This window comes from Nitrosomonas limosa, from assembly GCF_054188085.1.
Genome location: NZ_CM135180.1, coordinates 394361 through 420207 on the forward strand (window position 1 = coordinate 394361; position 25847 = coordinate 420207).

The 25847-nt window shown below is 50.8% G+C and carries 24 protein-coding genes; 14 read left to right on the forward strand and 10 right to left on the reverse strand.

From position 1 onward, the window contains the following. Positions 1-104: 104 nt before the first annotated feature. From ACV7NC_RS01725 to sdhA, 4 genes are all read left to right on the forward strand, one after another. Positions 105-1295 carry an ATP-binding protein gene (locus ACV7NC_RS01725; protein ID WP_458153717.1) on the forward strand — a complete coding sequence of 397 codons (1191 nt, stop codon included), beginning with the start codon at positions 105-107 and terminating at the stop codon, positions 1293-1295. Between the two features lie 245 nt (positions 1296-1540). Further along, the gene (sdhC, locus tag ACV7NC_RS01730; protein WP_458153718.1) at positions 1541-1930 is read left to right on the forward strand and encodes a succinate dehydrogenase, cytochrome b556 subunit; all 390 of its coding nucleotides are present in this window, start codon (positions 1541-1543) and stop codon (positions 1928-1930) included. Further along, on the forward strand, positions 1924-2277 hold the full coding sequence (sdhD, locus tag ACV7NC_RS01735) for a succinate dehydrogenase, hydrophobic membrane anchor protein (protein WP_458153719.1): 354 nt from the start codon (positions 1924-1926) through the stop codon (positions 2275-2277). The genes sdhC and sdhD overlap by 7 nt, the downstream gene beginning before the upstream one ends. A 1-nt stretch (position 2278) precedes the next feature. After that, positions 2279-4042 carry a succinate dehydrogenase flavoprotein subunit gene (gene sdhA, locus ACV7NC_RS01740; RefSeq protein WP_458153720.1) on the forward strand — a complete coding sequence of 588 codons (1764 nt, stop codon included), beginning with the start codon at positions 2279-2281 and terminating at the stop codon, positions 4040-4042. A 2-nt stretch (positions 4043-4044) separates the two neighbouring features. Here sdhA and ACV7NC_RS01745 read toward each other — a convergent pair whose 3' ends face one another. Continuing rightward, positions 4045-6771 (reverse strand): cation-transporting P-type ATPase, encoded by a 2727-nt coding sequence (locus ACV7NC_RS01745; RefSeq protein WP_458153721.1) that lies wholly within the window; start codon positions 6769-6771, stop codon positions 4045-4047. A gap of 118 nt (positions 6772-6889) precedes the next feature. Continuing rightward, positions 6890-7675, reverse strand: coding sequence for a thermonuclease family protein (locus ACV7NC_RS01750; RefSeq protein WP_458153722.1), 786 nt, complete (start codon positions 7673-7675; stop codon positions 6890-6892). 365 nt (positions 7676-8040) lie between these two features. On the opposite strand from ACV7NC_RS01750, the gene ACV7NC_RS01755 reads away from it, so the two are divergent. The 10 genes from ACV7NC_RS01755 to djlA all read left to right on the forward strand — a co-directional run bounded on the left by ACV7NC_RS01755 (position 8041) and on the right by djlA (position 15809). Next, positions 8041-9489, forward strand: coding sequence for an alanine/glycine:cation symporter family protein (locus ACV7NC_RS01755; RefSeq protein WP_458153723.1), 1449 nt, complete (start codon positions 8041-8043; stop codon positions 9487-9489). A 169-nt stretch (positions 9490-9658) separates the two neighbouring features. Beyond that, positions 9659-10471, forward strand: a complete 813-nt coding sequence (locus ACV7NC_RS01760) for an ABC transporter ATP-binding protein (protein WP_458153725.1) — start codon at positions 9659-9661, stop codon at positions 10469-10471. Further along, on the forward strand, positions 10464-11261 hold the full coding sequence (mlaE, locus tag ACV7NC_RS01765; protein WP_458153726.1) for a lipid asymmetry maintenance ABC transporter permease subunit MlaE: 798 nt from the start codon (positions 10464-10466) through the stop codon (positions 11259-11261). The genes ACV7NC_RS01760 and mlaE overlap by 8 nt, the downstream gene beginning before the upstream one ends. Beyond that, positions 11261-11728: an outer membrane lipid asymmetry maintenance protein MlaD gene (gene mlaD, locus ACV7NC_RS01770; protein WP_458153727.1), complete on the forward strand. Its 468-nt coding sequence runs from the start codon at positions 11261-11263 to the stop codon at positions 11726-11728. Before mlaE ends, mlaD begins: the two co-directional genes overlap by 1 nt. A 229-nt stretch (positions 11729-11957) precedes the next feature. Further along, a complete protein-coding gene (locus ACV7NC_RS01775) occupies positions 11958-12578 on the forward strand; it encodes an MlaC/ttg2D family ABC transporter substrate-binding protein (protein WP_458153728.1) in 621 nt (206 codons plus the stop codon). A 10-nt stretch (positions 12579-12588) separates the two neighbouring features. Next, a complete protein-coding gene (locus ACV7NC_RS01780; protein ID WP_458153729.1) occupies positions 12589-12927 on the forward strand; it encodes an STAS domain-containing protein in 339 nt (112 codons plus the stop codon). A 56-nt stretch (positions 12928-12983) separates the two neighbouring features. Beyond that, the gene (locus ACV7NC_RS01785; protein WP_458153730.1) at positions 12984-13892 is read left to right on the forward strand and encodes an ABC transporter ATP-binding protein; all 909 of its coding nucleotides are present in this window, start codon (positions 12984-12986) and stop codon (positions 13890-13892) included. Between the two features lie 4 nt (positions 13893-13896). Further along, complete coding sequence (locus tag ACV7NC_RS01790; protein ID WP_458153731.1) at positions 13897-14652, forward strand: ABC transporter permease; 756 nt, start codon at positions 13897-13899, stop codon at positions 14650-14652. 47 nt (positions 14653-14699) lie between these two features. Further along, a complete protein-coding gene (locus ACV7NC_RS01795) occupies positions 14700-14945 on the forward strand; it encodes a BolA family protein (protein ID WP_458153732.1) in 246 nt (81 codons plus the stop codon). Positions 14946-15032: 87 nt separating this feature from the next. Further along, a complete protein-coding gene (gene djlA / locus ACV7NC_RS01800; RefSeq protein ID WP_458153733.1) occupies positions 15033-15809 on the forward strand; it encodes a co-chaperone DjlA in 777 nt (258 codons plus the stop codon). Between the two features lie 511 nt (positions 15810-16320). Here djlA and ACV7NC_RS01805 read toward each other — a convergent pair. The 8 genes from ACV7NC_RS01805 to ACV7NC_RS01840 all read right to left on the reverse strand — a co-directional run bounded on the left by ACV7NC_RS01805 (position 16321) and on the right by ACV7NC_RS01840 (position 25653). Continuing rightward, the gene (locus tag ACV7NC_RS01805) at positions 16321-18546 is read right to left on the reverse strand and encodes a hypothetical protein (protein WP_458153734.1); all 2226 of its coding nucleotides are present in this window, start codon (positions 18544-18546) and stop codon (positions 16321-16323) included. A gap of 339 nt (positions 18547-18885) precedes the next feature. Further along, positions 18886-19239 carry a hypothetical protein gene (locus ACV7NC_RS01810; RefSeq protein WP_458153735.1) on the reverse strand — a complete coding sequence of 118 codons (354 nt, stop codon included), beginning with the start codon at positions 19237-19239 and terminating at the stop codon, positions 18886-18888. Positions 19240-19338: 99 nt separating this feature from the next. Next, positions 19339-19548, reverse strand: coding sequence for a hypothetical protein (locus ACV7NC_RS01815; protein WP_458153736.1), 210 nt, complete (start codon positions 19546-19548; stop codon positions 19339-19341). Then, positions 19548-20117 (reverse strand): zeta toxin family protein, encoded by a 570-nt coding sequence (locus tag ACV7NC_RS01820; protein ID WP_458153738.1) that lies wholly within the window; start codon positions 20115-20117, stop codon positions 19548-19550. The genes ACV7NC_RS01815 and ACV7NC_RS01820 overlap by 1 nt, the downstream gene beginning before the upstream one ends. Before the next feature lie 179 nt (positions 20118-20296). Continuing rightward, a complete protein-coding gene (locus ACV7NC_RS01825; protein ID WP_458153739.1) occupies positions 20297-20455 on the reverse strand; it encodes a hypothetical protein in 159 nt (52 codons plus the stop codon). Positions 20456-20760: 305 nt separating this feature from the next. Next, entirely contained in the window at positions 20761-21504 is a 744-nt protein-coding gene (locus ACV7NC_RS01830) for an abortive infection family protein (RefSeq protein WP_458153740.1), read from the reverse strand. 75 nt (positions 21505-21579) lie between these two features. Continuing rightward, a complete protein-coding gene (locus ACV7NC_RS01835) occupies positions 21580-22065 on the reverse strand; it encodes a DUF1643 domain-containing protein (protein ID WP_458154814.1) in 486 nt (161 codons plus the stop codon). Positions 22066-22257: 192 nt separating this feature from the next. Beyond that, the gene (locus ACV7NC_RS01840; RefSeq protein WP_458153741.1) at positions 22258-25653 is read right to left on the reverse strand and encodes a M20/M25/M40 family metallo-hydrolase; all 3396 of its coding nucleotides are present in this window, start codon (positions 25651-25653) and stop codon (positions 22258-22260) included. Between the last annotated feature and the right edge of the window lie 194 nt (positions 25654-25847).

A 25847-nucleotide genomic window follows, 5' to 3' on the forward strand; every position in this document is an offset into this window, starting at 1 on the left:
GCTTCCTCGAAAACGTTTTTCAACGGCCTGTTAAAGGCGCTTTTTTTATTCTGACCCTAACATTCTTTCTGCCATGAAATATCGGAGTATAATTCCGGATTTTCATGGATAAGGTGCTGATGATTCAACGAGCTCATCATCTTGAATCGCTTAAGTGGCAACTTGCAAACTTCCCCATAGTCGCTATTCTGGGTGCGCGTCAGGTAGGGAAAACAACGCTTGCTCGCCAATTAGAAAGTGATTGGGATGGCCCCAAGCGGCATTTCGATCTGGAAGATCCGGATGATCAAGCGCGGCTTGCTGATCCTGCGTTTGTTTTGCGTGAACTTAAAGGATTGGTGGTGCTCGACGAAATTCAACTGCGTCCGGATATTTTCTCGTTGCTGAGAGTACTGGCTGACCGGCCGGATTTGCCCGCGCGTTTTCTGATTCTGGGGAGCGCGGCTCCTGAGTTGCTGAAGCACGCAGCGGAAAGTTTGGCGGGGAGGGTGATTTTTCATGAACTGGATGGATTGTCATTGCGTGAGATTGCACAAGCGAATACTTCCTCCGCTTGTCTGAACAATCGCTGGCTGCGTGGCGGTTTTCCGAGGGCTTTGCTGGCGGATACCATGCAACTCAGCCGGGAATGGCGTGATGCTTTTATTCGCACATATCTTGAACGCGACTTGCCGCAACTTGGCATCAACCTTCCTGCATTAACGCTACGCCGCTTCTGGACAATGCTAGCCCATTATCACGGACAAACCTGGAACGGGAGTGAGTTGGCGCGGTCGCTGGGGGTCAGTGACAAAACGGTATCACGTTATCTGGATATTCTGGAAGGAACTTTTATGGCTTACCGGTTGATGCCTTGGCATGCCAACGTAGGAAAGCGGGAAATTAAATCGCCTAAGGTTTATGTGACGGATAGCGGTTTGCTGCATAGCTTGTTAGGTATTGGCGATGAGGATGCCTTGCTGGCGCATCCCAAATGCGGTGCTTCTTGGGAAGGATTTATTCTGCGAGAGATTATCCATCGCATGAATGTTAAACGGGGTGAAGCTTATTTCTGGGGCGTGCATTCAGGAGGTGAACTCGATTTACTGATAGTTCAGGACGGGCGGCGCTTGGGGTTCGAGATTAAATTAACCAAATCGCCTCAAATGACTGTATCAATGCGTTCTGCAACAGAAATATTAAAGTTGGACCATTTGTATGTGATATGTCATAGTGAAGGTGAACCTTGGCCAATGTCCGAAGGTGTGACGGCAATGCCTGCTTCCTGCTTGGCTTCGGAGCAATGGTTGTCTTGAGATGGCGATGATAAATTATGCAGGTAGGTAAGTCAGTCAGGTGAATTGTCACTGGCGATACATGGCGCAGAAAGCTACAGCCTGGATAGCCGCCGCACTCATTAAATCAGAATTGCTATTCCTAAAAACCCGGCAAGCTAAGGCCGGGTTATTTAACTCCCAGTTAGCGCTTGTAACGTGCAGCGTAACCGACTAAACTTGGTTGTAAGGTTGGTGACTGAATTTTCTACGTTAGAATTTCCCGCATGGAAGCGAAAATACACCCTAGACGTCCCAAGCATCTGAATCTGTTCAAGATCAAGCAACCGTTACCCGCGGTGGTCTCCATACTGCATCGAATCAGCGGCGCTTTGCTGTTTTTTCCCGGTATACCCCTGGTATTGTGCGGCATGCAGCTATTGTTGCAGTCACCGGAAAGTTACGAAATATTAATCGGTTACTGGCAGATGCCGGTGATCAAGGGGCTACTGCTGTTATCGCTGTGGTTCTTCTTGCACCATTTGTGCGCCGGTATCCGCCATGTATTGCTGGATTTGCACATCGGTGTCGCATTGCCGCAGGCGCGAATGGGCGGTATTGTGGTTTTGATTACCGGATTTTCGTTGACGGCGTTAGCGGGAGTGCTGTTATGGTAAGACCATCTAAATTGGCAGTCACCGGCGCGCATTACGGTCTGAAGGATTGGCTGGCGCAACGCGTGACGGCTGTGCTGATGGCCTTATATTTGGTTGGCCTGATTGTTGTTTTGTATATTGCAGCACCGCAGGATCACGCCGCTTGGAAAGCCTTATTCAGTCATCATGGATTGCGCATCGCAACGCTGGTGTTTTTCATTTGCCTGCTCTGGCACGCTTGGATCGGGATGCGCAATATTTTGATGGATTACGTGCATCCGGTAGCAATCCGCTTACCCGTGCAAATCGCAGTGATTACCGCGCTGCTGTTTTATTTGGTATGGGCGGCGGATATTTTATGGGGTTGATGTGGCGATAACCAAAAGAAAATTCGATGTAGTCATTGTCGGTGCGGGCGGTGCCGGCATGCGCGCAGCGTTGCAATTATCCGAGGCGGGGTTAAAAGTCGCAGTACTGTCCAAAGTTTTCCCTACACGTTCGCACACAGTATCGGCACAGGGCGGCATTGCCGCGTCGCTGGGCAATGTTACCGAAGACAATTGGCATTGGCACATGTACGACACCGTCAAAGGTTCGGATTATCTCGGTGATCAAGATGCCATCGAATTTATGTGCCGCCAGGCCAATGAAGTGGTCTACGAACTAGAACATTTTGGCATGCCGTTCGATCGCCTGGAAAACGGCAAAATATACCAACGCCCGTTCGGCGGGCAATCGCAAAATTTCGGTGGCGCCCAAGCCACGCGTTCATGCGCAGCGGCAGACCGTACCGGTCACGCGCTGCTGCACACATTGTATCAACGCAATGTCAGCGCCAATACACAGTTTTTTGTCGAGTGGATGGCGTTGGATCTGATTCGCGATGAGCAGGGTGACGTGCTCGGCGTAATTGCACTGGAAATGGAAACCGGCGAAGTATCGATCCTGCAGGCACGAGCCACGTTATTCGCTACCGGTGGCGGCGGGCGCATTTTTCAAGCCAGCACCAATGCTTTGATCAACACCGGCGATGGGCTGGGGATGGCGGCGCGTGCCGGGATTCCGCTCGAAGACATGGAGTTCTGGCAATTCCACCCGACCGGTGTGTATGGGGTCGGCGTGTTGATCAGCGAAGCAGTGCGCGGTGAGGGCGGCTATTTGCTGAATCGCAACGGTGAGCGTTTCATGGAACGTTACGCGCCGAATGCCAAGGATCTGGCGAGCCGCGACGTGGTATCCCGGGCGATGACGACGGAAATTAAGGACGGTCGCGGCTGCGGCGAGGAGAGCGACCATTTGTTGTTGAAGCTCGATCATCTCGGCGCGGAAATCATCAAGACGCGTTTGCCTGGTATCCGTGAATTGGCGATGAAATTCGCGCATGTCGACCCGATCAATGAACCGATTCCGGTGGTACCGACTGCACATTACATGATGGGCGGCATTCCGACCAATTATTTCGGGCAAGTCGTCGCACCGTATAAAACCGGCCCGGAAGAGATCGTGTCCGGCTTTTATGCTGTCGGCGAATGTGCGTGCGTATCAGTGCATGGCGCCAACCGCCTGGGAACAAATTCGTTGCTCGATCTGGTGGTTTTTGGCCGTGCTGCTGCCAATCAAATTCTCGAAGATCTGAAAACTAATCCGCATCATAAGCCGTTGCCGGACAACGCCGCGGATAAAACCTTGGCGCGCCTGGCACGACTGGAAAATCAGAAAGACGGCGAAAATGTTGCTCAAGTGCACGCAGCATTGGCTAAAACCATGCAAACCTACTGCGGCGTTTTCCGTTTTGAGGATATGCTGATGAAGGGCGTGGAAAAGATCCTGGAAGTGGGCAAGCGCGTCGAACAAACCGAAATCAAGGATAAAAGCAAAGTCTTCAACACCGCCCGCATCGAAGCACTGGAGCTGGATAACTTGAAAGAAGTTGCCACCGCCACCATGACCTCCGCCGAAGCCCGCCGCGAAAGCCGAGGCGCCCATGCGCGCGACGATTTCCCCGAACGTGACGATGTTAAATGGTTAAAGCACACGCTATTTTTCAGCGAAGGCAACCGCTTGGACTATAAGCCGGTGCGCTTAAAACCATTGACCGTTGAATCGTTTCCGCCGAAAGCCAGAACCTACTGATATTATTGGCTGCTTCGTGCTTTAAGCCGCAAGCGGATTTGTTTTTCGATTTCGATAATGACAAATAGCGCAATACCGCAGCCAATCACCAGCAATCCTTCGAAGAACGGTACTGCGGTCGTGCCGAATATGGTTTGCATCAGCGGCAGATAGGTAAAAGCTAACTGCCCGGCAGTGACGATTGCAAGCGTAAGCCATATGATTTTAGTACCGCGAATAGCTTTCCAAGTGAACGAAGTGCCGTAAATGTTGCGGATAAAAAATAAATAGAAAATTTCCAGTACCACAATCGTATTTACAGCGAGCGTGCGCGCCAGTTCGATCGAATGTCCTTGCGCAATGGCGTACGAGAAGATGCCATAAACGCTGCAAAGGAACAAAAACGATACCATGACAATTTGCCATATCAGTTCGCCGCTGAGCAGCGGTTCTGCCCGCGCACGCGGCGGACGATGCATGGTATTTTCTTCGGTCGGTTCAAAAGCCAGCGCGATGCCTAAAGTCACCGCAGTGATCAAATTAATCCATAAAATCTGAATAGGCGTGATCGGTAATACCATACCGAAGAGCAACGCGACAATGACGGTCATTGCTTCTCCAGCATTGGTTGGCAGAGTCCAAGTGATGACTTTCCTGATATTGTCGTAAACAGTCCGGCCTTCCCGCACCGCATTGGCGATAGAAGCGAAATTGTCGTCAACCAGCACCAGTTCCGCAGCTTCCTTGGCAGCTTCGCTGCCTTTTTTGCCCATTGCAATACCCACATCGGCGCGTTTGAGCGCTGGCGCATCGTTAACGCCGTCGCCGGTCATGGCGACAGACAAGCCATGCGATTGCAACGCCATTACCAAGCGCAATTTGTGTTCCGGGCTGGTACGGGCAAAAATATCGCAAGTCATTACTGCGGCTTTTAATGCATCATCGCTCATATTATCCAAGTCTGCACCGGTCAAAACCGTTACCGGGTTTTGCAATCCGATTTGGTGGCCAATGGCCGCAGCTGTTTTTGCGTGATCGCCGGTTATCATCTTGACGCGAATGCCTGCGGTATGGCAATCCGCAACGGCAGTGATTGCTTCGGCGCGAGGCGGATCGATCATACCCGTCATCCCGAATAACACGAAATCGCTTTCAGTATCAGAAAACTCAAGGATGGTATGTTCCGGCTTGACTGTCTTGGCGGCGAAAGCCAGTACCCGCTGACCAAGCGCGGCAATGTTGTCGGCTTGCTCCAGCCAATAATCTTTATTCAGCGGTTCGGTGCCGTGACTTGCACTTTGTTGTGAGCACATGGTAAGAATTTGTTCGGGAGCGCCTTTTATAAAAATGCAGGCATGATGCTCGTGATCATGATTCAGGGTTGCCATGAAACGATGTTTGGCGTCGAATGGAATTGCATCGGTACGAACCCAATTAGCTTGTTCTTGATGGATATCGATGCCGAGCTTGCTGGCAAAAGCCAGCAAAGCACCTTCCATAGGATCGCCTTCGACAGTCCAAGTACCGTGAAGATTGTGGAGCGATGCATCGTTGCATAACGAAGCAGCACGGGCGAGTTCATCCAGAACAGCGTATTCGTCTGGTGAGACTTCGGTGTTTTCCAGCAACAAAGCGCCCTGTGGCTCATAACCGTTGCCTAGCAGCGTGAACAGATGCTGATGGGTGAGCACCGATGCGACCATCATTTCATTGCGGGTCAAAGTACCGGTCTTATCGGTACAGATAACCGATACCGAGCCAATGGTTTCTATTGCAGGTAAACGACGCACGATGGCATTGCGTTTTGCCATTGACTGCACACCGACTGCCAGCGTGATCGTCAATACAGCAGGCAAACCCTCGGGAATGGCCGCGACCGACAAACCCACCACGGCCATGAATAGTTCCGAAAACTCATGGTGCTCGGAAAAATAGCCATACGTGAGCAAGAAAGCTGCAATCACTAAAATAAAAGTGGTGATCCATTGGGAAAACACGCCCATCTGTTTAACCAACGGCGTGGTTAAGACTTCCACTTCCGCTAACAGATTGCTGATGCGGCCGATTTCAGTCGCAGCGCCGGTAGCGACTACGATTCCTGTGCCTTGACCGGATGTCACCAAGGTGCCCGAATACACCATGCAAGTGCGATCTCCAAGCAGCGCATTGTTGGCAACGACGGAGACTTGTTTTTGCACCGGCATGGATTCACCGGTGAGGATCGCTTCTTGCAGTTGCAGTCCATGCGCTTTCAGTAGCCGCATATCGGCAGGTACTTTGTCACCGGCTTCCAGTATCACGATATCTCCGGGTACCAGCTTTTCTCCGGCGATGCCGCGGCGTATGCCATTGCGTAGCACCGCTGCAGTCGGCGCGAGCATTTGCCGGATGGCGTCCATTGCTTTTTCGGCTTTACCTTCCTGTACAAAACCGATGATGGCATTGGCAAATACCACCGCCAGAATCACAGCCGTATCCGCCCAGTGCGCCAGCGATAAGGTAATGAATGCGCAGCCGAGCAGGACATAAATCAAAATATTGTGAAATTGCGATAGAAAACGGACGAAGGCGCTGCGTTTGGGAGGATCCGGCAGCCGGTTGGCACCAAAGGTATGCAAGCGCGATTCGGCTTCCTGGTCGCTTAAGCCCGATGGCGTGGTGTTGAGAAATTCCAGCACTTGGCCGATCGCGGTATGGTGCCATGCGGGTGGGTTATTTTCAGCGGGCGCGGTTATATTCTCATTCTGCATAGGCGTCGGATTTTTGTGAGGGTAAATTGCTGTGGTTGATCCGAAAGCAATGATAAAAGTTTCGTAAACAATCAACTTGCAAACAAGAGAGGCGAGGTAACAGCAGTATACTACAGGCTTATTGTGGTACTAATGCGCTCGGGTGTTGTATCAACATTGTGTAATTGTCTTTTTTTCGCGATACCCAGCCGCGAATCTCCAGCAATTTTCCGACGTAGCTATCCAGCGGCGGGAATAGATCGAGATTGGCGTTGGAAACACGAATGTCGGTCTTGTCGTCGAATATCAATCGCGTGTATTTGCGGTTTTTCTTGATGCGCGCGGGGATGCCGGTAAATCGCTGCCAGCCTTTGTTGTGCCTGGCGATTTCCGTAATCGGACGCGGTTGATACTCCGGCATGGACCAGATGCCCAATTTCTGCTTTTCGGCTTTCTGCTGCGCGCGTATCAATTGCTCGGAGTAGCGGCCATTGGGAGGAATGATGCTGACTACCGCCAAGCCGTTTTCCAACAGCATCAAATTCAGATGTTTGCCATCCGGGGTAAACACATGTGCGAGCAAACGCTTATATTTATCGCGCCGCACTTCATCAAATTCCAAATAGACTTTTTTATCCTGTAATTGTTTTTGCAGCCATTGCTTAGCTTCATCGCCGCCGGGTTCCTGATCGCGCACGCGGCTTTGAATTTCCGGCGTGTTGATGCCGAGTAAACGGACTTGCTTTTTATCTTCCAGGATGATGGTGTCACCGTCGTAAACTCTGGCAACATTATATAAATGACGGCTCGGCTGGCTGGTGATCGTGAGTTGCTGTGCGCCGTCTGAGGGCTGGTCCGAATAGGTGACGCGTCCTTGACTGTCGATACTGCGGTAAATCTCGCTTGCATTGAGTGATACCGGCATCAATGCAAAGATGCAGCATTGTAACCAAACGAGTTTGTTAAAAATGTTCACGCAAGCGCCTGTGCCGGACTGAAGATCACAGGATAATCCCGCTCAATCGCCATATGCTTGGAATGCGCATCATCCGGAATTATGGCAAAATGAAAAAATTTATTGTTAAGCGGTTGCGGCATAGCAAGAAATATGAGGTAAGCAGAAATGAAATACTATCAGCTAAATGAAGACCAGAATAAATGGGATTAAACAGTATTATGATCCTTATTCCACAACCTTAATCGTCTTTGAACGCAATCCAGTTGCATAAATTATTGCATGAAACATGCCGAAACACTGGCGGTTTTTGTGATAGGAGACTGCTTTAACCCATGGAAATTGATAAGTTAATTGATGCCGCGTTTGAACCCGTTTCAAATGCGGTCGCTTCCGTAATTTTTTACAGCATTCGGCTATTGGATCTTGAAATCAAACTGATCTTGATCTGGCTGGTAATCGCCGCGTTGTTTTTTACCTTTTACCTGGGGTTCATTAACATCCGCTGTTTTGGTCATGCCATTGAGGTATTGCGGGGAAAACACGATAACGGCGATTCAACCGGTCATATCAGCCGGTTTCAAGCATTGATGACTTCTCTGTCGGCGACGGTTGGTCTGGGCAATATCGCCGGCGTGGCGGTGGCTATCTCCGTTGGAGGGCCTGGCGCCGCGTTTTGGATGGCGGCGATGGGCATTTTTAGCATGTCGACCAAATTTGTCGAAGTCACGCTCGGTATCAAATACCGTCAGTGTAATAACAGGAACATGATTTCCGGCGGTCCCATGCACTATTTATACAGCGCTTTTGAGCGGCGAAAAAATCTGCAAATGGGTAAATTCATGGCCGGATTATTCGCGTTGTGTTGCATAGGCGGCACGATTGGAGCCGGTGGCTTATTCCAGGCAAATCAAGCGTATCAGCAGGCACTGATTGTAACCGGCGGCGATGCCGGATTTTTAGCCGATAGAGGTTGGTTGTTCGGTTTGTTCATGGCTATTCTGGTGGGAATGGTGATCATTGGCGGGATTCGCTGGATAGCCGCGGTAGCAGGACGTGTCGTTCCTATCATGGCGGTCATTTACATTGTGGCTGGAATCATTGTGATAGGCGTGCACTATGAAGCCATTCCCGGCGCATTAAGCACCATTATTGAAATGGCGCTTTATCCCGAAGCCGGATTGGGCGCTTTAATGGGAGCCTTATTGATGGGCGTGCAGCGCGCTACGTTTTCCAATGAAGCGGGACTCGGATCTTCAGCCATTGCGCATTGCGCGGTAAAAACGCACGAACCGGTCAGTCAAGGCATGGTGGGTATGCTGGGGCCATTTATCGACACCGTGATTATTTGCATGGTCACAGCGTTGGTAATTGTCATTTCCGGTTCTTATGTCGAAGGCAGCGGCATCGAAGGCGTGGAATTGACTTCCCGGGCCTTTGCCTCCGGTATTTCCTGGTTCCCCTACGTGTTGTCGCTGACCGTGTTTCTTTTTGCCTATTCGACGATGATTTCCTGGTCTTATTACGGCCTGGTTTGCACTACGTATTTGTTCGGTGAGCGAATGGCGATTGAATGGATTTACAAGCTATTATTCTGTATGTTTATTATCGTTGGAGCTTCGGCGCAATTGTCGAATATTATTCTGTTTACCGATGCGATGGTATTTGCGATGGCGGTCCCGAATATCATCGGCTTATATATGCTGGCGCCGGAGATCAAAAAAGATCTGAGGATATATTTACAACAATTGAAGCAAAAAACACAAAAATTACCCGAAAGATGAATATACCGCGATATCCTGACTAAAACTGGATTAAAATTGACAGCAGTAGCATTAGGCATATTTTATGCCTAGCCTGATAAAACCTTTCAAGACTAATCATTAATTCTAAGTAAGTAATCGTTTTATTCTTACGCATCTTCCGGGAAAAATCCATTGACTGTGCAGCATCATGGCATCTGAAAATTTAATCGAGATCAACGGGTTGAATTTCTCCTACGATACCCGCGCAATTCTAAAAGGCATCAATATGACCATGAAGCGCGGTCAAGTGGTTGCCATCATGGGCGGCAGCGGATCGGGAAAAACGACTCTGTTGCGGTTGATCGGCGGCGTGATGCAACCGTCGTCGGGATATGTCAATTTTGCCGGGCAAGTGGTACACGAGCTGGATCGCGATGCGCTGTTTAAACTGCGCCGCAAGATGGGGATGTTGTTTCAGTTTGGCGCGCTGTTTACCGATTTGTCGGTATTCGATAATGTTGCTTTCCAGATGCGTGAACATACCGATTTACCGGAATCGATGATTCGGGATTTGGTATTGATGAAATTGAACGCAGTCGGTTTGCGCGGTGCGCATCATTTAATGCCGAACGAATTGTCGGGTGGCATGGCGCGGCGGGTAGCGCTGGCGCGCTCGATCGCACTGGATCCAATGCTGATCATGTACGATGAACCGTTCACCGGACTGGATCCGATCTCTTTGAGCGTAATCGGTAACCTGATCCGCCGTTTGACCGATGCACTGGGGATGACTTCGATCGTGGTGACGCACGATGTGCAGGAATCGTTAAAAATCGTGGATTACGTCTACTTCATTGCGGATGGTGTGATCGCAGCCGAAGGAACGCCGGAGGAAGTGCGCGAATCGGTGGCGCCGTTTGTGCATCAGTTTGTGCACGGCGAGGAAGACGGGCCGGTGCCGTTTCATTACCCGGCGCAATCTTACCGGAAAGACTTGAATCTGGAGAGTGCTCTTGCCTAGACGGATTGTCACCGGTATCCGCAATATTGGCCATCGGACCATCGAAAGCATCTGGCGACTTGGTGTTGCCAGCCGTTTTTTCTTGCTGGTGCTGCTCAAATCCGGCACCAGTTTCCGCCGCTTCAATTTGGTGATCCGGGAGTTGTATTTTACCGGAGTGTTATCGCTCATCATTATCGTGGTATCCGGTTTGTTTGTCGGGATGGTATTGGGGCTGCAGGGGTACGAGACGTTGCAGAAGTACGGCTCGGAATCCGCAGTCGGCACCTTGGTGGCGTTGTCACTGGTGCGGGAGCTGGGACCGGTGGTCGCCGCATTGCTATTCGCCAGCCGCGCGGGTTCTGCGATTACTGCTGAGATCGGTCTGATGAAAGCCACCGAGCAATTGGCTGCGATGGGCATGATGGCGGTCGATCCGGTTGCGCGGGTGGTAGCGCCGCGGTTCTGGGCAGGCGTGATCTCGATGCCATTTCTGGCGGCTATTTTTTCGGTGATGGGGGTTTACGGCGGTTATTTGGTCACTGTCGTTTTCATCGGTGTCGATGAAGGTTCGTATTGGTCGCAAATGCAAAGCGCAGTCGATTTTCGCATCGATATTCTTAACGGTTTTATTAAAAGCTGTTTTTTTGGTGTCGCGGTGACAGCCATCGCGGTATTCGAGGGTTATGATGCGCCGCCGACGGCGGAAGGCGTATCGGGAGCCACTACGCGTACCGTGGTGACTTCGTCATTGGTAATTTTAGGACTGGATTTTATATTGACCGCTTTCATGTTTAGAGGAGTTAGTTAATGCAGCGGACAACAATGGATTTGTGGGTGGGGTTGTTTGTCGTGATGGGCATCGTCGCACTGATGATCTTGAGCCTTAAAGTCGGCAATCTGAATGTTTATAATCCCTCGCACAGTTATACGATTTCCGGAAATTTTGAAAACATCGGCGGCCTGAAAGTGCGCGCGCCGGTTAAAAGCGCCGGAGTTGTGGTCGGACGTGTCACCGATATTCAGTTCAGCACGCAAACATACGATGCGGTCGTGACCATGAGCATGGATAGCCGCTTTCAATTTCCCAAAGATACCTTTGCCAGCATTTTGACCTCGGGGCTGCTGGGGGAGCAGTATATTGGCCTGGCAGCGGGCGGTGATGAGGCGATGCTTCAAGAAGGTGATAAAATCATGAAAACCAACTCGGCCATGGTGCTTGAGGAATTAATCGGACGTTTTCTATTTAACAAAGCAGCGGAAGACGATTCTTTTTAAGCAAACTGATTAATTGCTTGCGCAAGCGATCTGTTGCGTTGGGTGGTGCTCAGAAACTCATCTATCATATTGATATGTTTCGTTTCTTGTGCTCCATCCGCTCTGCATAGCATCTTGCTCAGCGAATTAATCAGCATTTCCTTAATCATCCGGCAAGCGAACGGATATTTGTTATTTTTATTCTGATTGGTTTAGTATTGCAAACAATTTATAACTTGGTGAGGGGACAATGAAAAGAATAATTGGAGTTATTGGGTTGATTTTTTCGTGCCTGCTGATTTCTCCGGTATGGTCGATGGAAATGGCGCCGGATAGGCTTGTCGATCAAACGGTGAAAGAAGTTATCGATATCATTAATAAAGATGCGGATCTGAAGAATGGCAACAAAGAAAAAATGCTCGATCTGATCGAGACCAAGATTCTGCCGCATTTCAATTTTACGCGCATGACGCAACTGGCGATGGGGCAGCACTGGACCAAGGCCGTGCCGGAACAGCAAAACAAACTGGTGGATGAATTCCGCACGTTGCTGGTGCGCACTTATTCCAATGCGTTGACGAGCTATTCAGATGAAATCATCAAAGTCAAACCATTGCCGGCATTAGGCGATAAAACCGAAACGATGGTACGCACGGTGGTTATTCAAGGCAATGGCAAAGAGCCGGTACCAATCGATTACAGCATGGAGAAAAAGCCTGATGGCTGGAAAGTGTACGATGTAACGGTTGCCGGCGTCAGTCTGGTGACCAATTATCGCGGCACGTTTAATAGCCAGGTTCGCAAGGGCGGTGTTGAAGGGTTGTTAAAGGCGCTTTCCGATAAGAACAAGTCGCTGGAAGGCAAAAAATAAATTCACATCGATGAACGATTCGAAAATCCCGGCTCCTGCTATTTTGCGCGAAGGCGGCCGCATTGTATTGCAAGGGCCGGTAACGATCGATCATGTCGCGGATCTTACTCGCCGGGGGATTGCATTGTTTGACAGTCAATCCCTGACGGTCGATTTGGCAAATGTAACCGACGTCGATTCCACGATTATTAGCATGCTGCTGGAGTGGTTACGCGCGGCTCAAAAAAACAAGCGGTCGTTGCAGTTTATTCACTTGCCAGAGAATCTCAGAAGCCTTATTCAATTATACGGAGTTGCGGAACTGATTCCGGCGATTTCAACCGAAACGCCGGTACCCGTCATTGCCTGATCCGGTAACATCCGGTTATTGCTACCGCAACAGTACATTCTTGCTTGATTCGTCCCATGTTACCCGCCCTGGAAGTTCAGCACGTCAATAAGCATTTCGGTCAGATTCATGCGTTAGCCGATGTGAATCTGAGCATCTATCCCGGAGAATTTTTTGCATTGCTGGGTCCGAATGGCGCCGGAAAAACCACCCTGATCAGTATCATTGCCGGGTTGACGCTGGTGGATAGCGGCGCCGTGAAAGTCATGGGGCGTGATGTATTGACCGATTACCAGCAAGCACGGTTGAATCTGGGCATCGTGCCGCAGGAATTGGTGTTCGATCCGTTTTTCACAGTGCGCGAAATCTTGCTGATCCAGTCCGGTTATTATGGTATTCGCAACAACGGGCGCTGGGTCGATGAAATCATCGAACGCCTTGATCTGAGCGATAAAGCCAATGCCAATATGCGTGCTTTGTCCGGTGGCATGAAACGCCGCGTACTGGTGGCGCAAGCGCTGGTGCATAAACCGCCGGTGATCATACTGGACGAACCGACCGCCGGTGTTGATGTAGAATTGCGCCAGACATTGTGGGAGTTCGTCAAGCAGCTCAACCGGGATGGGCACACCATCGTATTGACCACGCACTATTTGGAAGAAGCGGAAACATTGTGCAATCGTGTGGCGATGTTGAAGCAAGGCTGCATCGTCGCGCTTGATAACACGCACAATCTGATTGGTAAAATGACAGCAGGCAATTCGCTGCGGCTGCGATTGTCGCAGGATATTTTGCCGGAAGGGTTGCGCGATCGACTGCTGAAGCACGAAGCTGGCATCCATGAATTGCGCATTGATCATTACGCGCACATCGAAACTGTTTTGGCGGCATTGCGAGCCGCGAATATCGAAATCGTCGAAATGCATTTGCAACAGCCGGATCTCGAGGATGTGTTTATCAACATCATGAGAGGAAATAAGAATTAGTGAAATGACAGGATTCTTCACATTGTTTTACAAGGAATTGCTGCGCTTCTGGAAAGTCGGCTTCCAAACCATCGTGGCGCCGATGGTATCGACGTTATTGTATTTGCTGGTGTTTTTTCACGTGCTGGAAACGCATGTGGAAGTGTACCCGGACATTGCTTATACGCATTTTCTGATTCCCGGCTTGGTGATGATGGCGATCATCCAGAATGCCTTTGCCAATTCATCGTCCAGCATGATTCAATCGAAAATCAGCGGCAATATCGTGTTTATCCTGTTATCGCCACTGTCGTACCACATGATTTTCCTGGCGTATGTCCTTGCCTCGGTCGTCAGGGGCATTCTGGTCGGTTTAGGTGTGTATATCGTTACTTGGGTATTTTTTGATATTCCTTTGCTACTGCCGGTTTGGTCGATCGTTTTCATGCTGCTCGGCAGCGGCATTCTGGGCGTTTTAGGATTGATCGCCGGAATCTGGGCGGATAAATTCGATCAATTGGCCGCTTTCCAAAATTTCATTATCATGCCGCTGACGTTTTTATCAGGCGTGTTTTACACCATCCATTCGTTGCCGTCCGGTTGGCAATATTTGTCGCACCTCAATCCGTTCTTTTACATGATCGACGGCTTCCGCTACGGCTTTCTGGGCATTTCGGATATCTCGCCTTATATTAGTCTGGCAATTGTGGCATCATGCTTGATCGCCATTTCCCTACTGGCGATACGGATGCTTAAAACCGGCTACAAATTAAGACATTAACCGGCGAATATCACTTTGTCTGCAACCCATCTATAAGGAGAACAACCATGCTGACCGCAGAGAATTTAAAAACCTATATCGAATCGTCATTACCGTGTGAACATGTACAAGTCGAAGGCGATGACGGCCGTCATTTTCACGCGCTGATTGTCAGCGCGCAGTTTCAAGGAAAAAGCATGCTTCAACAGCATCAATTGGTTTATAAATCACTCGGAGACCGGATGAAGCAAGATATTCACGCGCTATCGATGAAAACGCTGACCCCGGAACAATGGGCCAAACAATCGCAGTAATCGGACCTGCGGCAACCTGCCGCACAAGCCGGGTTTTGGTTTTGATCCAATTTACAATCATCGTCTTACCGCTCATCTGAATTAACCATGTTCAAGATACTGGGTGCGCTTTCAGGGTTTTTGGTGCTGGGTTTTATCGGTCTGATTATCGGCCTGATTGCTGGCAGTTTCATTGACCGGTTGCTGGCTTATGGCCCCGGTGGAGTGAATCCATTCAACGCGACGCGCCGCCAATCGGTCTTTCTGGAGACCGTATTTATCCTGATGGGAAAATTGGCCAAGGCCGACGGGCGTGTTTCCGAAAGCGAAATTTCCCACGTCGAACAATTCATGCAAAAACTGCGCATGACCCAGGAACATCGACTCAAAGCGATTGCTTTGTTCAAGCAGGGTGCAGCCAAGGATTACGATATCCACCCGCAGCTCAACGAATTTTCAGCGGCTTGCGGTTACTCGCCCGAGCTAAAGCAGATGCTGCTGGTGTATCTGATTATCATGGGGCTATCTGACGGCAGTTTGAATTCAGCGGAAGAAGAATTGCTGCGAGCTATCGCCGGCCGCTTGGGCTATCATCCGGCGGCATTCGAGCAATTGCTCGACATGGTGATGAATCAAATGCACTTTGCCGCTGGCAACGCCGGCTCCGCGAACGCACTGGAAGATGCCTACCGGGCCCTGGGTGTCAGTAAAGACAGCAGTGATGAAGAAATCAAACGCGCCTACCGCAAGCTAATGAGCCAATACCATCCGGATAAATTGATGGGGCAGGGCGTGCCGGAAGACATGATCGCGGTAGCCACCGAACAAGCCAAGGAAGTCCAAATTGCCTACGACTTAATCAAAAAAAGCCGAAATTTGAAGTAACCGGCGGCTCCGCCAATACAGGCAACGGGATCGCCGCATCAATAGTAAGCATCGGAATCAATTTGATATTTATTGATCTGCATCAAAGAATTCCATTTAAATTTATTTCAGAATGCAGCTTCCACTAAAACTTTTTTTCTTGGAGGAAATTATGCATATGCTAGACGAAGTGGATGTTGTCGCTTTTAAAAAATTAGGCATTAATTTAGTGATCATTGGTGCAGTAGCAGTCGCCTTGATCTTCGTATCGATGTACTTTTCTTAGGCAATTTAAATTTCGGCTTAATGGCTCTTAAGTCCTGAAATTTCATTAAACCGCCTCGCCACCAAGGGCGAGGCAACAAACCTTCCTATCGGATTCCTACTATACAAGAACACGGATTAATGCGTGTGAGCTTGCCTAAACGTATCCTGCTGGTTTCTCAGAATGCTCGCATGATCAATTGAGGGCTGTCACAAATTTGCTTAAAAATTCAGCAAATCAGCGACAGCCCCTGTGTTTCAACTCATACTAAACTGCAGCTCTCGACAATACAAACGCACGAACGGCGCTGGCGTCGTAACCGAGTTCGCTGGTCCAGCCGTCGGTTGCCATTGCATCGACATACAGATTTTCGCTGAAGCCAGCGACCGGGCAGCCGTCGATCGCGCAGCCCGGTGGCAAGTTGTCATTCAGCAAATTCGATACCGCGCGGCTGGTTGAGAACGAGCCGGTACCGACCGGATCCCACCCGCCGGGAGTTGGCAATTGCAGCACCGAATTGGCGCCGCGAACCACGCCGAAGTGATATTTCGCGAATCCATGCGGATGTTTCGCCTGCCATGTCATCGTGACAGAATCTTTGGCGGCATAATTCAACACGCCGCAGCAAGGATCCGCTGCCGCAGCGCCGATGGTTGGTGCATCGATACCGGCAAAGCAGTGATTGTTATCGACGTGCAGCGTTACAATCATGCTATTGCCAACCACCAAACCGAGGGGCGCTGCAGCGGTGGTATAAATCGTGCCGGTCAGATCGGGCACATCCGGCACCACGTACTGAATGCCCAAAGCTGCGATATTGACGAGCTGACCGTTGGCATTGAACAAATCCAGCTTGAGTTGATATTTGCCACCGTTATCCGTTCCAACGGTATTGCCATTGGCATCGTAAGTCATGCCAGCCGCCAGTTCCTGCGTCGGGAATTTCGCATTGCCGAAATGCTCGACGATCTCGCTGATATGCGGCGGTGCATCCCAAACTCCTTCGGGCGCGACCGATGGGTAGGGAATTTCAAACAGATTGGGCACCATGTGGCCGGTACCGTCATCAGCGCTCTTCGGTCCGAGCAAATACGGTGTCCACGCCGGCATCGGTCCGGTCGGCGTATTCACGTCGTGGCGGTAGTAATGATAAACCGCGCTGGTCAGCGGCGCGAAATCGCCGCTATCGCCCTTGCGCCAGGAAATCCGGTAATACTTCACGCCGAGCGCTTCCAATGCATTGGAAAACTCCAGGCGCGGCCGCAGCAAACCGCCCCACGGCGCACCGCTATCGGTCAAACCGCGATTGTCATCGTTGGTGCTGCCTTGCAGCGCCGGTGCGGTGCCGTAAATGTGGCTTAGCGCATGCGCGCCGATGGCAAGAAACGCCACCCAATTAGCAGGGCCGATGACCGGCGGGCAAGGCGAACAAATTTGCGCCAGCGGATGCTTGGTGTAGAGCGTGACTTCAGTGCCGCACACGTAATCCCAATGCGTATGGCACGAAACCGGTTTCGGTTCGTAAATCGTCACATCCAGAAAACCGAACAAACGCTGACGCGCTTTGAAATACAGATCGGGAATGTCGGTATCGTTGCAACTGCGGAAAAACACCGTTTGAAATTTTCCGCAAGCATCGGTGGTCGTGGTCGCGACTTTTTGCTTGGTGACCAGCAGCGGGAAGAAGCGGCAGAGCAACGGGCGGATAATGAACGCATGGTCGATCAGCGCCTGCTGGAATTGCAACCGGCTGCCGGCTTTAGCGATGTATTTCAATTCCGTCGCATTCGCGATTTGATCGAACGCATCGGCGGTGTCTTCCGCCGGAACGGCTTCCTGCGCGGCGCCGGAAGCCGCCAGCATCATGCGCCGCTCAAATGGCGCGGGATCGGGGCCCGGGCCTGGCCACGGAAACGGCTCAGGGGGACGCGGCAGATCAATAACCGGCGGCCAAGGGCGCGGCCGGACGATCACCTCGCGTAACCGGTCGATAATGGCATCCGGCAGCTTCGGAATCAAAATATGCAACGGATCAACCTCAAAGACCTCGACCGTCGCATTGCACACCGGATATTCCACCGCCGTGCCGCCGACGGTAATCCGTTTCATCAATTTTCCGTGCACGAAACATGCGCGTAAAAACCAGCAGTGCCAAATATCCGGAAATACACGGAATCTCAGTTCTTTGATCGGATCTTTGGGATCGACAAGCAAAAACTGCTGCTGCGCGCCGCGGCGCATCAAATCATCGTATCCGGCGTCTTTATCCTCGGATGCCGGACCAACGAGGATACGCACCCGGTCTTTACTCGCCGTCACGGGTATGCGCAATGCCGCTTTACCGCCCTCTTTAGCCGGAGCGGATGTCAGCATTCGTCCATCCGCCGAGAATGCATACGCAAAAACTTCAGGGGGTTTGGTGTCGCCTTTAGCGTCAATCAATTCAGTGACGACGACAAGTTCGTAGAATCTGGGATTGTCTTTTATGGCCATGATGTTCTCCTTATCAACGTAGTGTGGGCAGGCTAAGTGCTAACAGCCTGTAGAGAATCAGAATTTGGAGCAAACGACAGATTTAAACGCTGCTGGCCGGTTTCGCCGATTGCAGCAAAACTAGCCTAACAGAATTAACCGCACACGAATGTGACATTTCGCACTACGGCTTAAAGAATTTTATCAAATTGATCTGATAGTACTTTGATGTGGCTCAATATTTTGAGATTAGGTTATTCACAACGTTAAGGAAACCAGTGCCGGAGTGCGTAGTGCGGAGGGAATCCCAACAACATACTGTCCGGAAATCCGGTTGACAGTGGGTTAGGGAGGAAACTATTAACACACACTGGCTCCCATTATCGTTTGGTTTGCAATGTCGATTGCGAATGAGCATTCGTACTCTTTTCCATCCTCGGAGCGAAGGCACTGCATTGCTCCCACGGTCTTTATCGTGGCCCCGTTGCCGGCACATTCGTCAGGTTTTGGGGCGACTTTCATTGCGTTGTATAAGTCTCGCGCGGCAGCGCCGGACAACGTGAGGTGTAAATGCGTGTCCTTGGCCTCGGATGGCGGCGGATCAATCACTGTTTTACCCGCGATGCGGTATTGGCCGGAAAGCGACTGGTACTGCCAGGCAGCAACCGGCAAGGCAGCAAGCAGCAAGAGTACGGTAATAACGCTTCGTTTCATGTGATCCCTCATGTGGAGCTAACCGGACTGCGTCATGCTTCGCCAAATTTAGCAAGAGCTCTGAGCCTCCGATGATGTATAAGAAGGAGGCGAAGTAATTTAAAAGCTTTTGTCAGTCTCGCAACTGGCAGGATTTTCCGATACCTTCGGCGCATCCTCGCCGATCATCACCGGCTTGCCATCACGACAGACTACGGCATACTGACCCAAGCGGCGTTTCTTTTCAAGCGCCTGTGTTACGGCCTTTTGCAGCGAGCTTAGGATTACTTGACCTTTTTCGGAGAGCTTTGCTTTTGACGTTATTTTCATTACATGACTTCCATTAATAACTGCTGATAATAAATTTCATGGAGAATATTACGACTATTGCCAGTTTGTTCAAACACGGGAATTGGTATTTCACCATCATTCATAAAACAAATGCAATGATCAACTGTGTAGCTGAATACTTGGAGCAGATTGCCAAGGCTTCGCGGGAAACGCCGCTCGATGTCGCGTAACGGGATATTGTGACCGCCATGCGCAACTCTTTCCGCGACACGCATTTCCGATATTCTGGCGCTGGGCAAAGCAAGATAGATCAACTCCACTTGCCAACCATCATGCTGCAGCCGATTGATCAAGCGTAGATAACTACGACCTGAAAGCGTGGTTTCGAATGCAAAATTCTCGCGGCGGCTGATGTTTTCTTCGATCTCGTTCAAAAAGATACGGCTTGCCGCAATCAGTCCGCGTTCCGGCGCCAGCGGAGAAAGCCCCGCCGCGATCAAATCGGCATTAACAAAATGAGAACAGTCTGCCACCCTGGACAAATATTCCAGTGCGAATGTGGTTTTACCCGCGCCGTTAGGGCCGGCAATGATCCAGCAGGTGGGCATTACACAATCTCCCCATGTTGTTTTTGTGCCCGTATAAGTTCAATGATCGTGATAGTCATGCAGTTTATAAGAGTGAGCCGTGGATGACGGATATAATTTTGTCAATCTGTGGCTTGAATGCAAGTTTCTTGCAGTAATTTTGCTGCTATATCCTGGTACCGTGGGTTTTTCATGGCTTGCTAGAGTGCTTTGACAATGGGTTCCGGTTCTGTCAGTGGGCAATAGTGCGTAATGAACGCCGCTTTTTCTTCCTTTGATAGCCCCAACAATCCTTCAAAAAAACACGAACTGTTCTTAATCAGAATTTCCTCGGTATCGGTGACAAGACCCTCAGCCATTTCTCCGTCAGTGCTGCCAGACCACAGTCGCAAGAAAAGCGTAACATCGTTGAAATTCTGGCATTTCTTGGCTTTGGCTGCGGTGTGATGGTAGATATTTCACCATTGCTCGGCATCTTCTTGATGCACCTGAAGCGAGTTTTTTACCAAGCATTCATAAACTTCCGGGCATGTGCTCGATGCCGGGAGGGCAGGAATTGACTGGATTAGAAAAGCCAAGAGAAAAAAGCGGAGGAATCGCATGAGGTTAATGTGGAGTTGAGGTGACTGCGCAGCAATTTCGGAGGTCGCCTGCGAAAGCAGAGTTAGGTTGTAGTTTCACTTCGTGCTTCCCAAGTGGCGAGCAAATAGATAGCAAGCGCGCCCGCTAAATTAACTGCCAGTTCTGCATGCCGGGATGCTGGTTTTACACCGATCTTTCCTTTGCCATGAGAGTCGCTGAGGCGATTGCGAAGAGCTCCAAGCCCTTCAACCACGGCGGTGCAGTCACCAAGTATTTGTTTGAATACTTGCTCGGTATGTTGAGAAGGCGCAAGGTTTAGGCGCTCAGCGGTTTGACGGTACAACTTGTTGATATCAGGGCTATCTTCATACGGCACTGCGGCTTCTTCCAAGATATGTTTGCAAACCGACTCCAGAAGCGTTCGAGCCATAGTAATGGCACCCTCTGGATCAGAAGCGCGCCTTTCTAGTGCCTTTGACCAAGCAGCTTGAACGTTTGCGGCATCAAATTTCTCGATTGCTATGGAAACAACTTGATCAGATGGTGCAGTACCGCCGCGTTCAAGAAGCTCAAGCATGGGACGAAACTCATTCCAGAGGTATGTTCGCCGTTCAGCGTATGTTCCGAACTTGCGCTTAATGAACTGCCAGAACTGGGCGAGGCTGCGGCACGTGCGAAGGAATCTTGGAATGTGTGGTTCTAATGCCGCTTGAGAAAGAACTACCTGACGGAGGCGCATAAATTCCGCATCGTCCTCCGTGCCCCCTGTTGCCTGAGATACTAGGAGGTTTTGCAGTGCCTCAGTCTGGTCAAATAGCTCGTGCATGTCCATGCAACCTAACGTTCAGCTTGTGAGGTGCGGAGCCGATTCATCGGCAGAGCGTCCCTCTCGAAGCGCTTGCTAGGTACGAAATGGTAGAATGAAACCATCATAAATAACCCTTGAAGGATGCCTACTTGTTTGGAGCAGTGTTTTCCCTTTTTTGGCACGAACAATGTCCAAAATTCGTTTTTGGCGCCGTATAAAACCATTTTTCTTGCCCCAAGCAATTAGGACTATTTCTGACTCATCAAATGCTCTGTTAATTGCATGATCATTTCTTTCGCCAATCTGATCGTCAGTGCCAATGAAGTCTTTGGTTTGTATAAAGGCGAATTGATTCACAACTATCAGACGCTCGATTCCATTGAACTCGACAAACCCTTTCTCAAAGACTACTCGCTCAAGTACTTGGACAGATCTGTCAGCTATCTCATCAGATGCATAGCTTGGATTTTGCATAACTGCACATACAGTTCTCGGGTTGTTCGAAGCCGCGTCTTTTCTTGCTTCCAACCGATACCTAAAAATGGGCTTCTCCTCGGAAGAAAAGTCCGTGCTTATCATCAAATTCGGGCGATGTAGGTAAGTTTGTTTCACGGAACACCTAACGCAATATATAAGACATTTTATCCAATAATATTGCCGATAATGCCATATAGGCACGGAGAAAAACTAATATTTCATAGACTAACACTCTATTATTTATGCTGCCAAGGCTCAACCGGCAACTCGGTTGCAGCTCTGGCAATCTAGCTGTTAACGCTCCACCAACACAACCTCGGTTTCCAAAACCGCATCATCTCTTCGATATTTCAATTCCACTTTGTCTCCCGCTTTCAGAGACCGCAAAATCGCCGCGTACGATGCCAAGCCGCTAACCGGTTGCCCGGCCAGTTGAAACAGAATGTCGCCCGGTTGCAATCCGGCTTGTTGCGCCGGGGAGCCGGGGAGGGTGTTGTCGATGCGCACGCCTTCGCCCTGAAAAGTAAAATCCGGCACTGTGCCGAGACTGGCGGTGCGTTTTTCTTTGGGCTTGTCGGATTCTACAGGGGCTGGGACTGACGATAGCGTCACCGTGAGCGGTTCGATACGGTTGGCGAGGTATTCGCTGGCTTCTTTCAGAATGGCGGCGACTTTGACCAGTCCGGCGGTGTCGATTTTATCGGCGGTATCGCCGGGGGCGTGGTAGTCCTCGTGCGCGCTGGCGAAGAATTGCACGGCGGGCACGCCGGCCTGGATGAATGCAGCCTGGTCGCTGGAGCCGAAGTCGTCTTGTACGGGGTTGACCGGAATGCCGGTGACGAAGCTCGCGCCGCGGAAGATGTGCACCAGCTCACGCGCAGTGCCGGTGCCGAATACCGTGACCGGGTTGTTTTCCAGCCGCCCGACGGTGTCCAGATTCAACATCGCGATAATTTTCTCAACCGGGAATTTTTCGCTGCTGCGGACATAATGTTTGGAACCGAGCAAATTGGCTTCTTCACCGGTGAATGCGACGAAAATAACGGTGCGCTCCGGTTGCCATTTCGGCACGATCTGGCGCGCGAGTTCCAGCATCACGGCGATGCCGCTGGCGTTGTCGTCTGCGCCGTGATGGATTTTGCCTTGATGCGCAGCGCGCACGTCCGGCCAGCCGGTGCCGAGGTGGTCGTAATGCGCGCCGATCACCAGACTTTGCCCGGCGAGTTGCGGGTTGGTGCCGGGCAGAATGCCGACGACGTTACGCAAAGCGATGTTGCCTTTCGGCAGACCGACATCCTGTTGCCAGGTCTGGAAAAAACTGCCGCTGTCGCCGCCCGGCAGCAGGCCGATTTGTTGAAAATGCTTGGCGATGTAAGTGGCGGCTTCGTCCAGTTCCGGCGTACCGAGTTCGCGGCCTTTGTACGATTCATGCGCCAGGTGATTGATATCGTCCATCATGCGGCTTTCGGAAAATACCGGCGGCAGTTCCGCCAATGCCCGGCGTGGCTTGGTGATGCCGGCATGCGCCGCATGGGCGGCGTCGACCTTAAATCCGTCTTTTTGCGCCACCGACTGCGACAGCGGCGATTGCAGAACCGGCCATTGGCCTTTGTCGATATTGGTCAGCTCATCGCCTTTGAACACTAAATAGCTGTATTTGCGGTAGTGCGGCAGTTTGATGGCAAGCTCGGTGACTGCTTGCGGCGTGTCGGCGGCGGCCCACAGCAAGGTTTTATCGGGATGGGCGGATTGCCGCGCGCTTAACACGATCGCATGACCGTTCTGCGGGTAGCGTTTATGGTTGAGCTGTAATTGGCCGGATTGATACGACACATCGCGTTCGGCAAGATTTCTCAAGATGTTGTTCGCAAACCGGTTTTGCCAACCGAGAATCCAGACAGTACGATTATCGGGGAGTGTCTTTAATTGATCGTCGGTGACGATTTCCAGCGGGCTTGCCTGGGTTTTCTGCCAATTGGCCGCCAACGTGCGGTAAGCTTCCAGCACAGTCTTTTGCTCTCTCGCTGGTAAGATCAGCAACGGTTTTTCCGCGCCGAATCCCTGCGACAGCGCCGAAGGAATCTCGCGGCTATCCAGGCGGCGGAACACATCGAAACGCGAATCGAGGTCGATGCGCACCGGCCGGTTGGCGAATTCCAACTCGAACGTTTGTTTTTTCTGTTCGAGGCCGATGTGCGATTCGACGGCCATATCTTCGCCGTGCAAAGTGATGGTTAATGGTATTTGCAAGCGATACGGTTCGCCCGCTTGAGTTTGCTCGACGGTCAGCGTGAGTTTATAACCATCGGCGTGCGGTTCGGTCTCGGCGCTTCGCAAAACAAGATCCGGCGCACCGGCGCGATGCACCCATTGTTCGAACTGCTGTGACAAATCTTTGCCGGTGACGGTGTTGAACGTGGCGAGCAAATCGGCAAATGTGGCTTGTTGGAATTTGAATTGCTGATAAAACCGCCGCAGCACTTTGGTGAAGGTATCGTCACCCAATTCCAGCCGCAACATGTGGAAAAATAGCATGGTCTTACCGTAACCGACCGCTTCCGAGCTGGCGCTGTGACGCGACACGAAACGAATGATCGGGAAATCTTTTTCGTGGTTGACGAAATCCGCGTATTTTTGCAGCACGTCGCGACGGTATTCCTCGCCTTTGCCACGCTGTTCGTTAACCAGATGATCGGCCAGATACGCGGTCAATCCTTCCGCCCAATTGCCTTTGGTGTAATCGACGAAGACGCCGTTACCCCAGTAATTGTGCAGAATTTCGTGCGGGTACGACGAATGCAAGATGAACGGCAGACGGATCACCTTGGAGCCGAGCAGCGTGAACGACGGCATGCCGTAGCCGCTTTCCCAGAAATTCTCGACCAACGCGAACTTGCTGTAAGGGTAGGGGCCGATCAGCTTGTTGTACATCGCGATGTACTGCGCGGTTGCGTCCAGGTACCGCTGCGCCAGCGGTTGATCGGCGCTCCGCAGATACACCAGTGCATTGACCGCACCGGCGGATTGCGTGTACCGGTGGAATTTAGCCGCGATCAAGTAGATATCGTCCTGTGGCTGTTTTTCCTCCCAAACGATATGCTGTGCTTCACTGGTTCCGTTTTCGCGCACGAGCGATCCCTGACTGACCACATCCCAACCGGCAGGCACCTGAATATCCAGATGAAACGACACCAAAGCATTGCCAAATTGCGGATACCATGCGCTGGCGCTCGCCAGAAACACGCCTTCCGGCGAAATCACGCCCGGTGTCGAGCCGAAACTGCGCGAATATTCCTGCCCTGGGCCTTGCACGGCATGATGGATCTGGCCGCCGTATTGCAGCGTGAATGCTTGTTGGCCGGGCGGCAGCGTGATCGCATACTGACGCACCGAAATCGGACGGGATTTGAGTGCAATCTCGTCGTCATCCACTTCGATAGTCGCATCCTGCACGCCAGTGACCGTTAGCGCAGCATGCAAATAAAAAGCCAGTTTTACCGGTTCGCCTACATTATGAACCTGCTCAGGAATTTGAATCCGATCCTTGACGCGGATCTCAGAGGAATCCGGCGACAACTGGATTTGCATGGTGTGGTGGAAGGTGGAGGCGGTGGCGGAGACGATCCGGGCTCCGAACAATAAGGAGAAAAAAAGAAAAAACGCCGTGACGAGTTTTGAGGGGGTGTGCATTCTTTTGGTAATCCGGAAGATAAGTTTTTGATTGGGAATTTGCGTCGATACAAAGTCTATTACTGTCAGCGATCTATAATAGCGTATGTTTACTTTCCTTTTGCGGGTGTGTTTAAATGCTTTTCATCATTTGTACAAACTTCTTTTAAATTTCTATGAAACTAATCAAACAGAATTTTACAATTTTTTCACTT

Bases quoted from the DNA above. Each gene is read 5' to 3' on its own strand.
- ACV7NC_RS01790 (WP_458153731.1), top strand. From the start codon at position 13,897: ATGACAGGATTCTTCACATTGTTTTACAAGGAATTGCTGCGCTTCTGG.
- ACV7NC_RS01725 (WP_458153717.1), top strand. From the start codon at position 105: ATGGATAAGGTGCTGATGATTCAACGAGCTCATCATCTTGAATCGCTT.
- sdhC (WP_458153718.1), top strand. From the start codon at position 1,541: ATGGAAGCGAAAATACACCCTAGACGTCCCAAGCATCTGAATCTGTTC.
- ACV7NC_RS01810 (WP_458153735.1), bottom strand. From the start codon at position 19,239: ATGAAACGAAGCGTTATTACCGTACTCTTGCTGCTTGCTGCCTTGCCG.
- ACV7NC_RS01750 (WP_458153722.1), bottom strand. From the start codon at position 7,675: ATGCCGGTATCACTCAATGCAAGCGAGATTTACCGCAGTATCGACAGT.
- sdhD (WP_458153719.1), top strand. From the start codon at position 1,924: ATGGTAAGACCATCTAAATTGGCAGTCACCGGCGCGCATTACGGTCTG.
- ACV7NC_RS01840 (WP_458153741.1), bottom strand. From the start codon at position 25,653: ATGCACACCCCCTCAAAACTCGTCACGGCGTTTTTTCTTTTTTTCTCC.
- ACV7NC_RS01775 (WP_458153728.1), top strand. From the start codon at position 11,958: ATGAAAAGAATAATTGGAGTTATTGGGTTGATTTTTTCGTGCCTGCTG.
- ACV7NC_RS01825 (WP_458153739.1), bottom strand. From the start codon at position 20,455: ATGGCTGAGGGTCTTGTCACCGATACCGAGGAAATTCTGATTAAGAAC.
- ACV7NC_RS01755 (WP_458153723.1), top strand. From the start codon at position 8,041: ATGGAAATTGATAAGTTAATTGATGCCGCGTTTGAACCCGTTTCAAAT.
- ACV7NC_RS01820 (WP_458153738.1), bottom strand. From the start codon at position 20,117: ATGCCCACCTGCTGGATCATTGCCGGCCCTAACGGCGCGGGTAAAACC.
- ACV7NC_RS01780 (WP_458153729.1), top strand. From the start codon at position 12,589: ATGAACGATTCGAAAATCCCGGCTCCTGCTATTTTGCGCGAAGGCGGC.
- ACV7NC_RS01835 (WP_458154814.1), bottom strand. From the start codon at position 22,065: ATGATAAGCACGGACTTTTCTTCCGAGGAGAAGCCCATTTTTAGGTAT.
- ACV7NC_RS01815 (WP_458153736.1), bottom strand. From the start codon at position 19,548: ATGAAAATAACGTCAAAAGCAAAGCTCTCCGAAAAAGGTCAAGTAATC.
- djlA (WP_458153733.1), top strand. From the start codon at position 15,033: ATGTTCAAGATACTGGGTGCGCTTTCAGGGTTTTTGGTGCTGGGTTTT.
- ACV7NC_RS01785 (WP_458153730.1), top strand. From the start codon at position 12,984: ATGTTACCCGCCCTGGAAGTTCAGCACGTCAATAAGCATTTCGGTCAG.
- ACV7NC_RS01745 (WP_458153721.1), bottom strand. From the start codon at position 6,771: ATGCAGAATGAGAATATAACCGCGCCCGCTGAAAATAACCCACCCGCA.
- ACV7NC_RS01830 (WP_458153740.1), bottom strand. From the start codon at position 21,504: ATGCACGAGCTATTTGACCAGACTGAGGCACTGCAAAACCTCCTAGTA.
- ACV7NC_RS01805 (WP_458153734.1), bottom strand. From the start codon at position 18,546: ATGGCCATAAAAGACAATCCCAGATTCTACGAACTTGTCGTCGTCACT.
- ACV7NC_RS01760 (WP_458153725.1), top strand. From the start codon at position 9,659: ATGGCATCTGAAAATTTAATCGAGATCAACGGGTTGAATTTCTCCTAC.
- mlaD (WP_458153727.1), top strand. From the start codon at position 11,261: ATGCAGCGGACAACAATGGATTTGTGGGTGGGGTTGTTTGTCGTGATG.
- ACV7NC_RS01795 (WP_458153732.1), top strand. From the start codon at position 14,700: ATGCTGACCGCAGAGAATTTAAAAACCTATATCGAATCGTCATTACCG.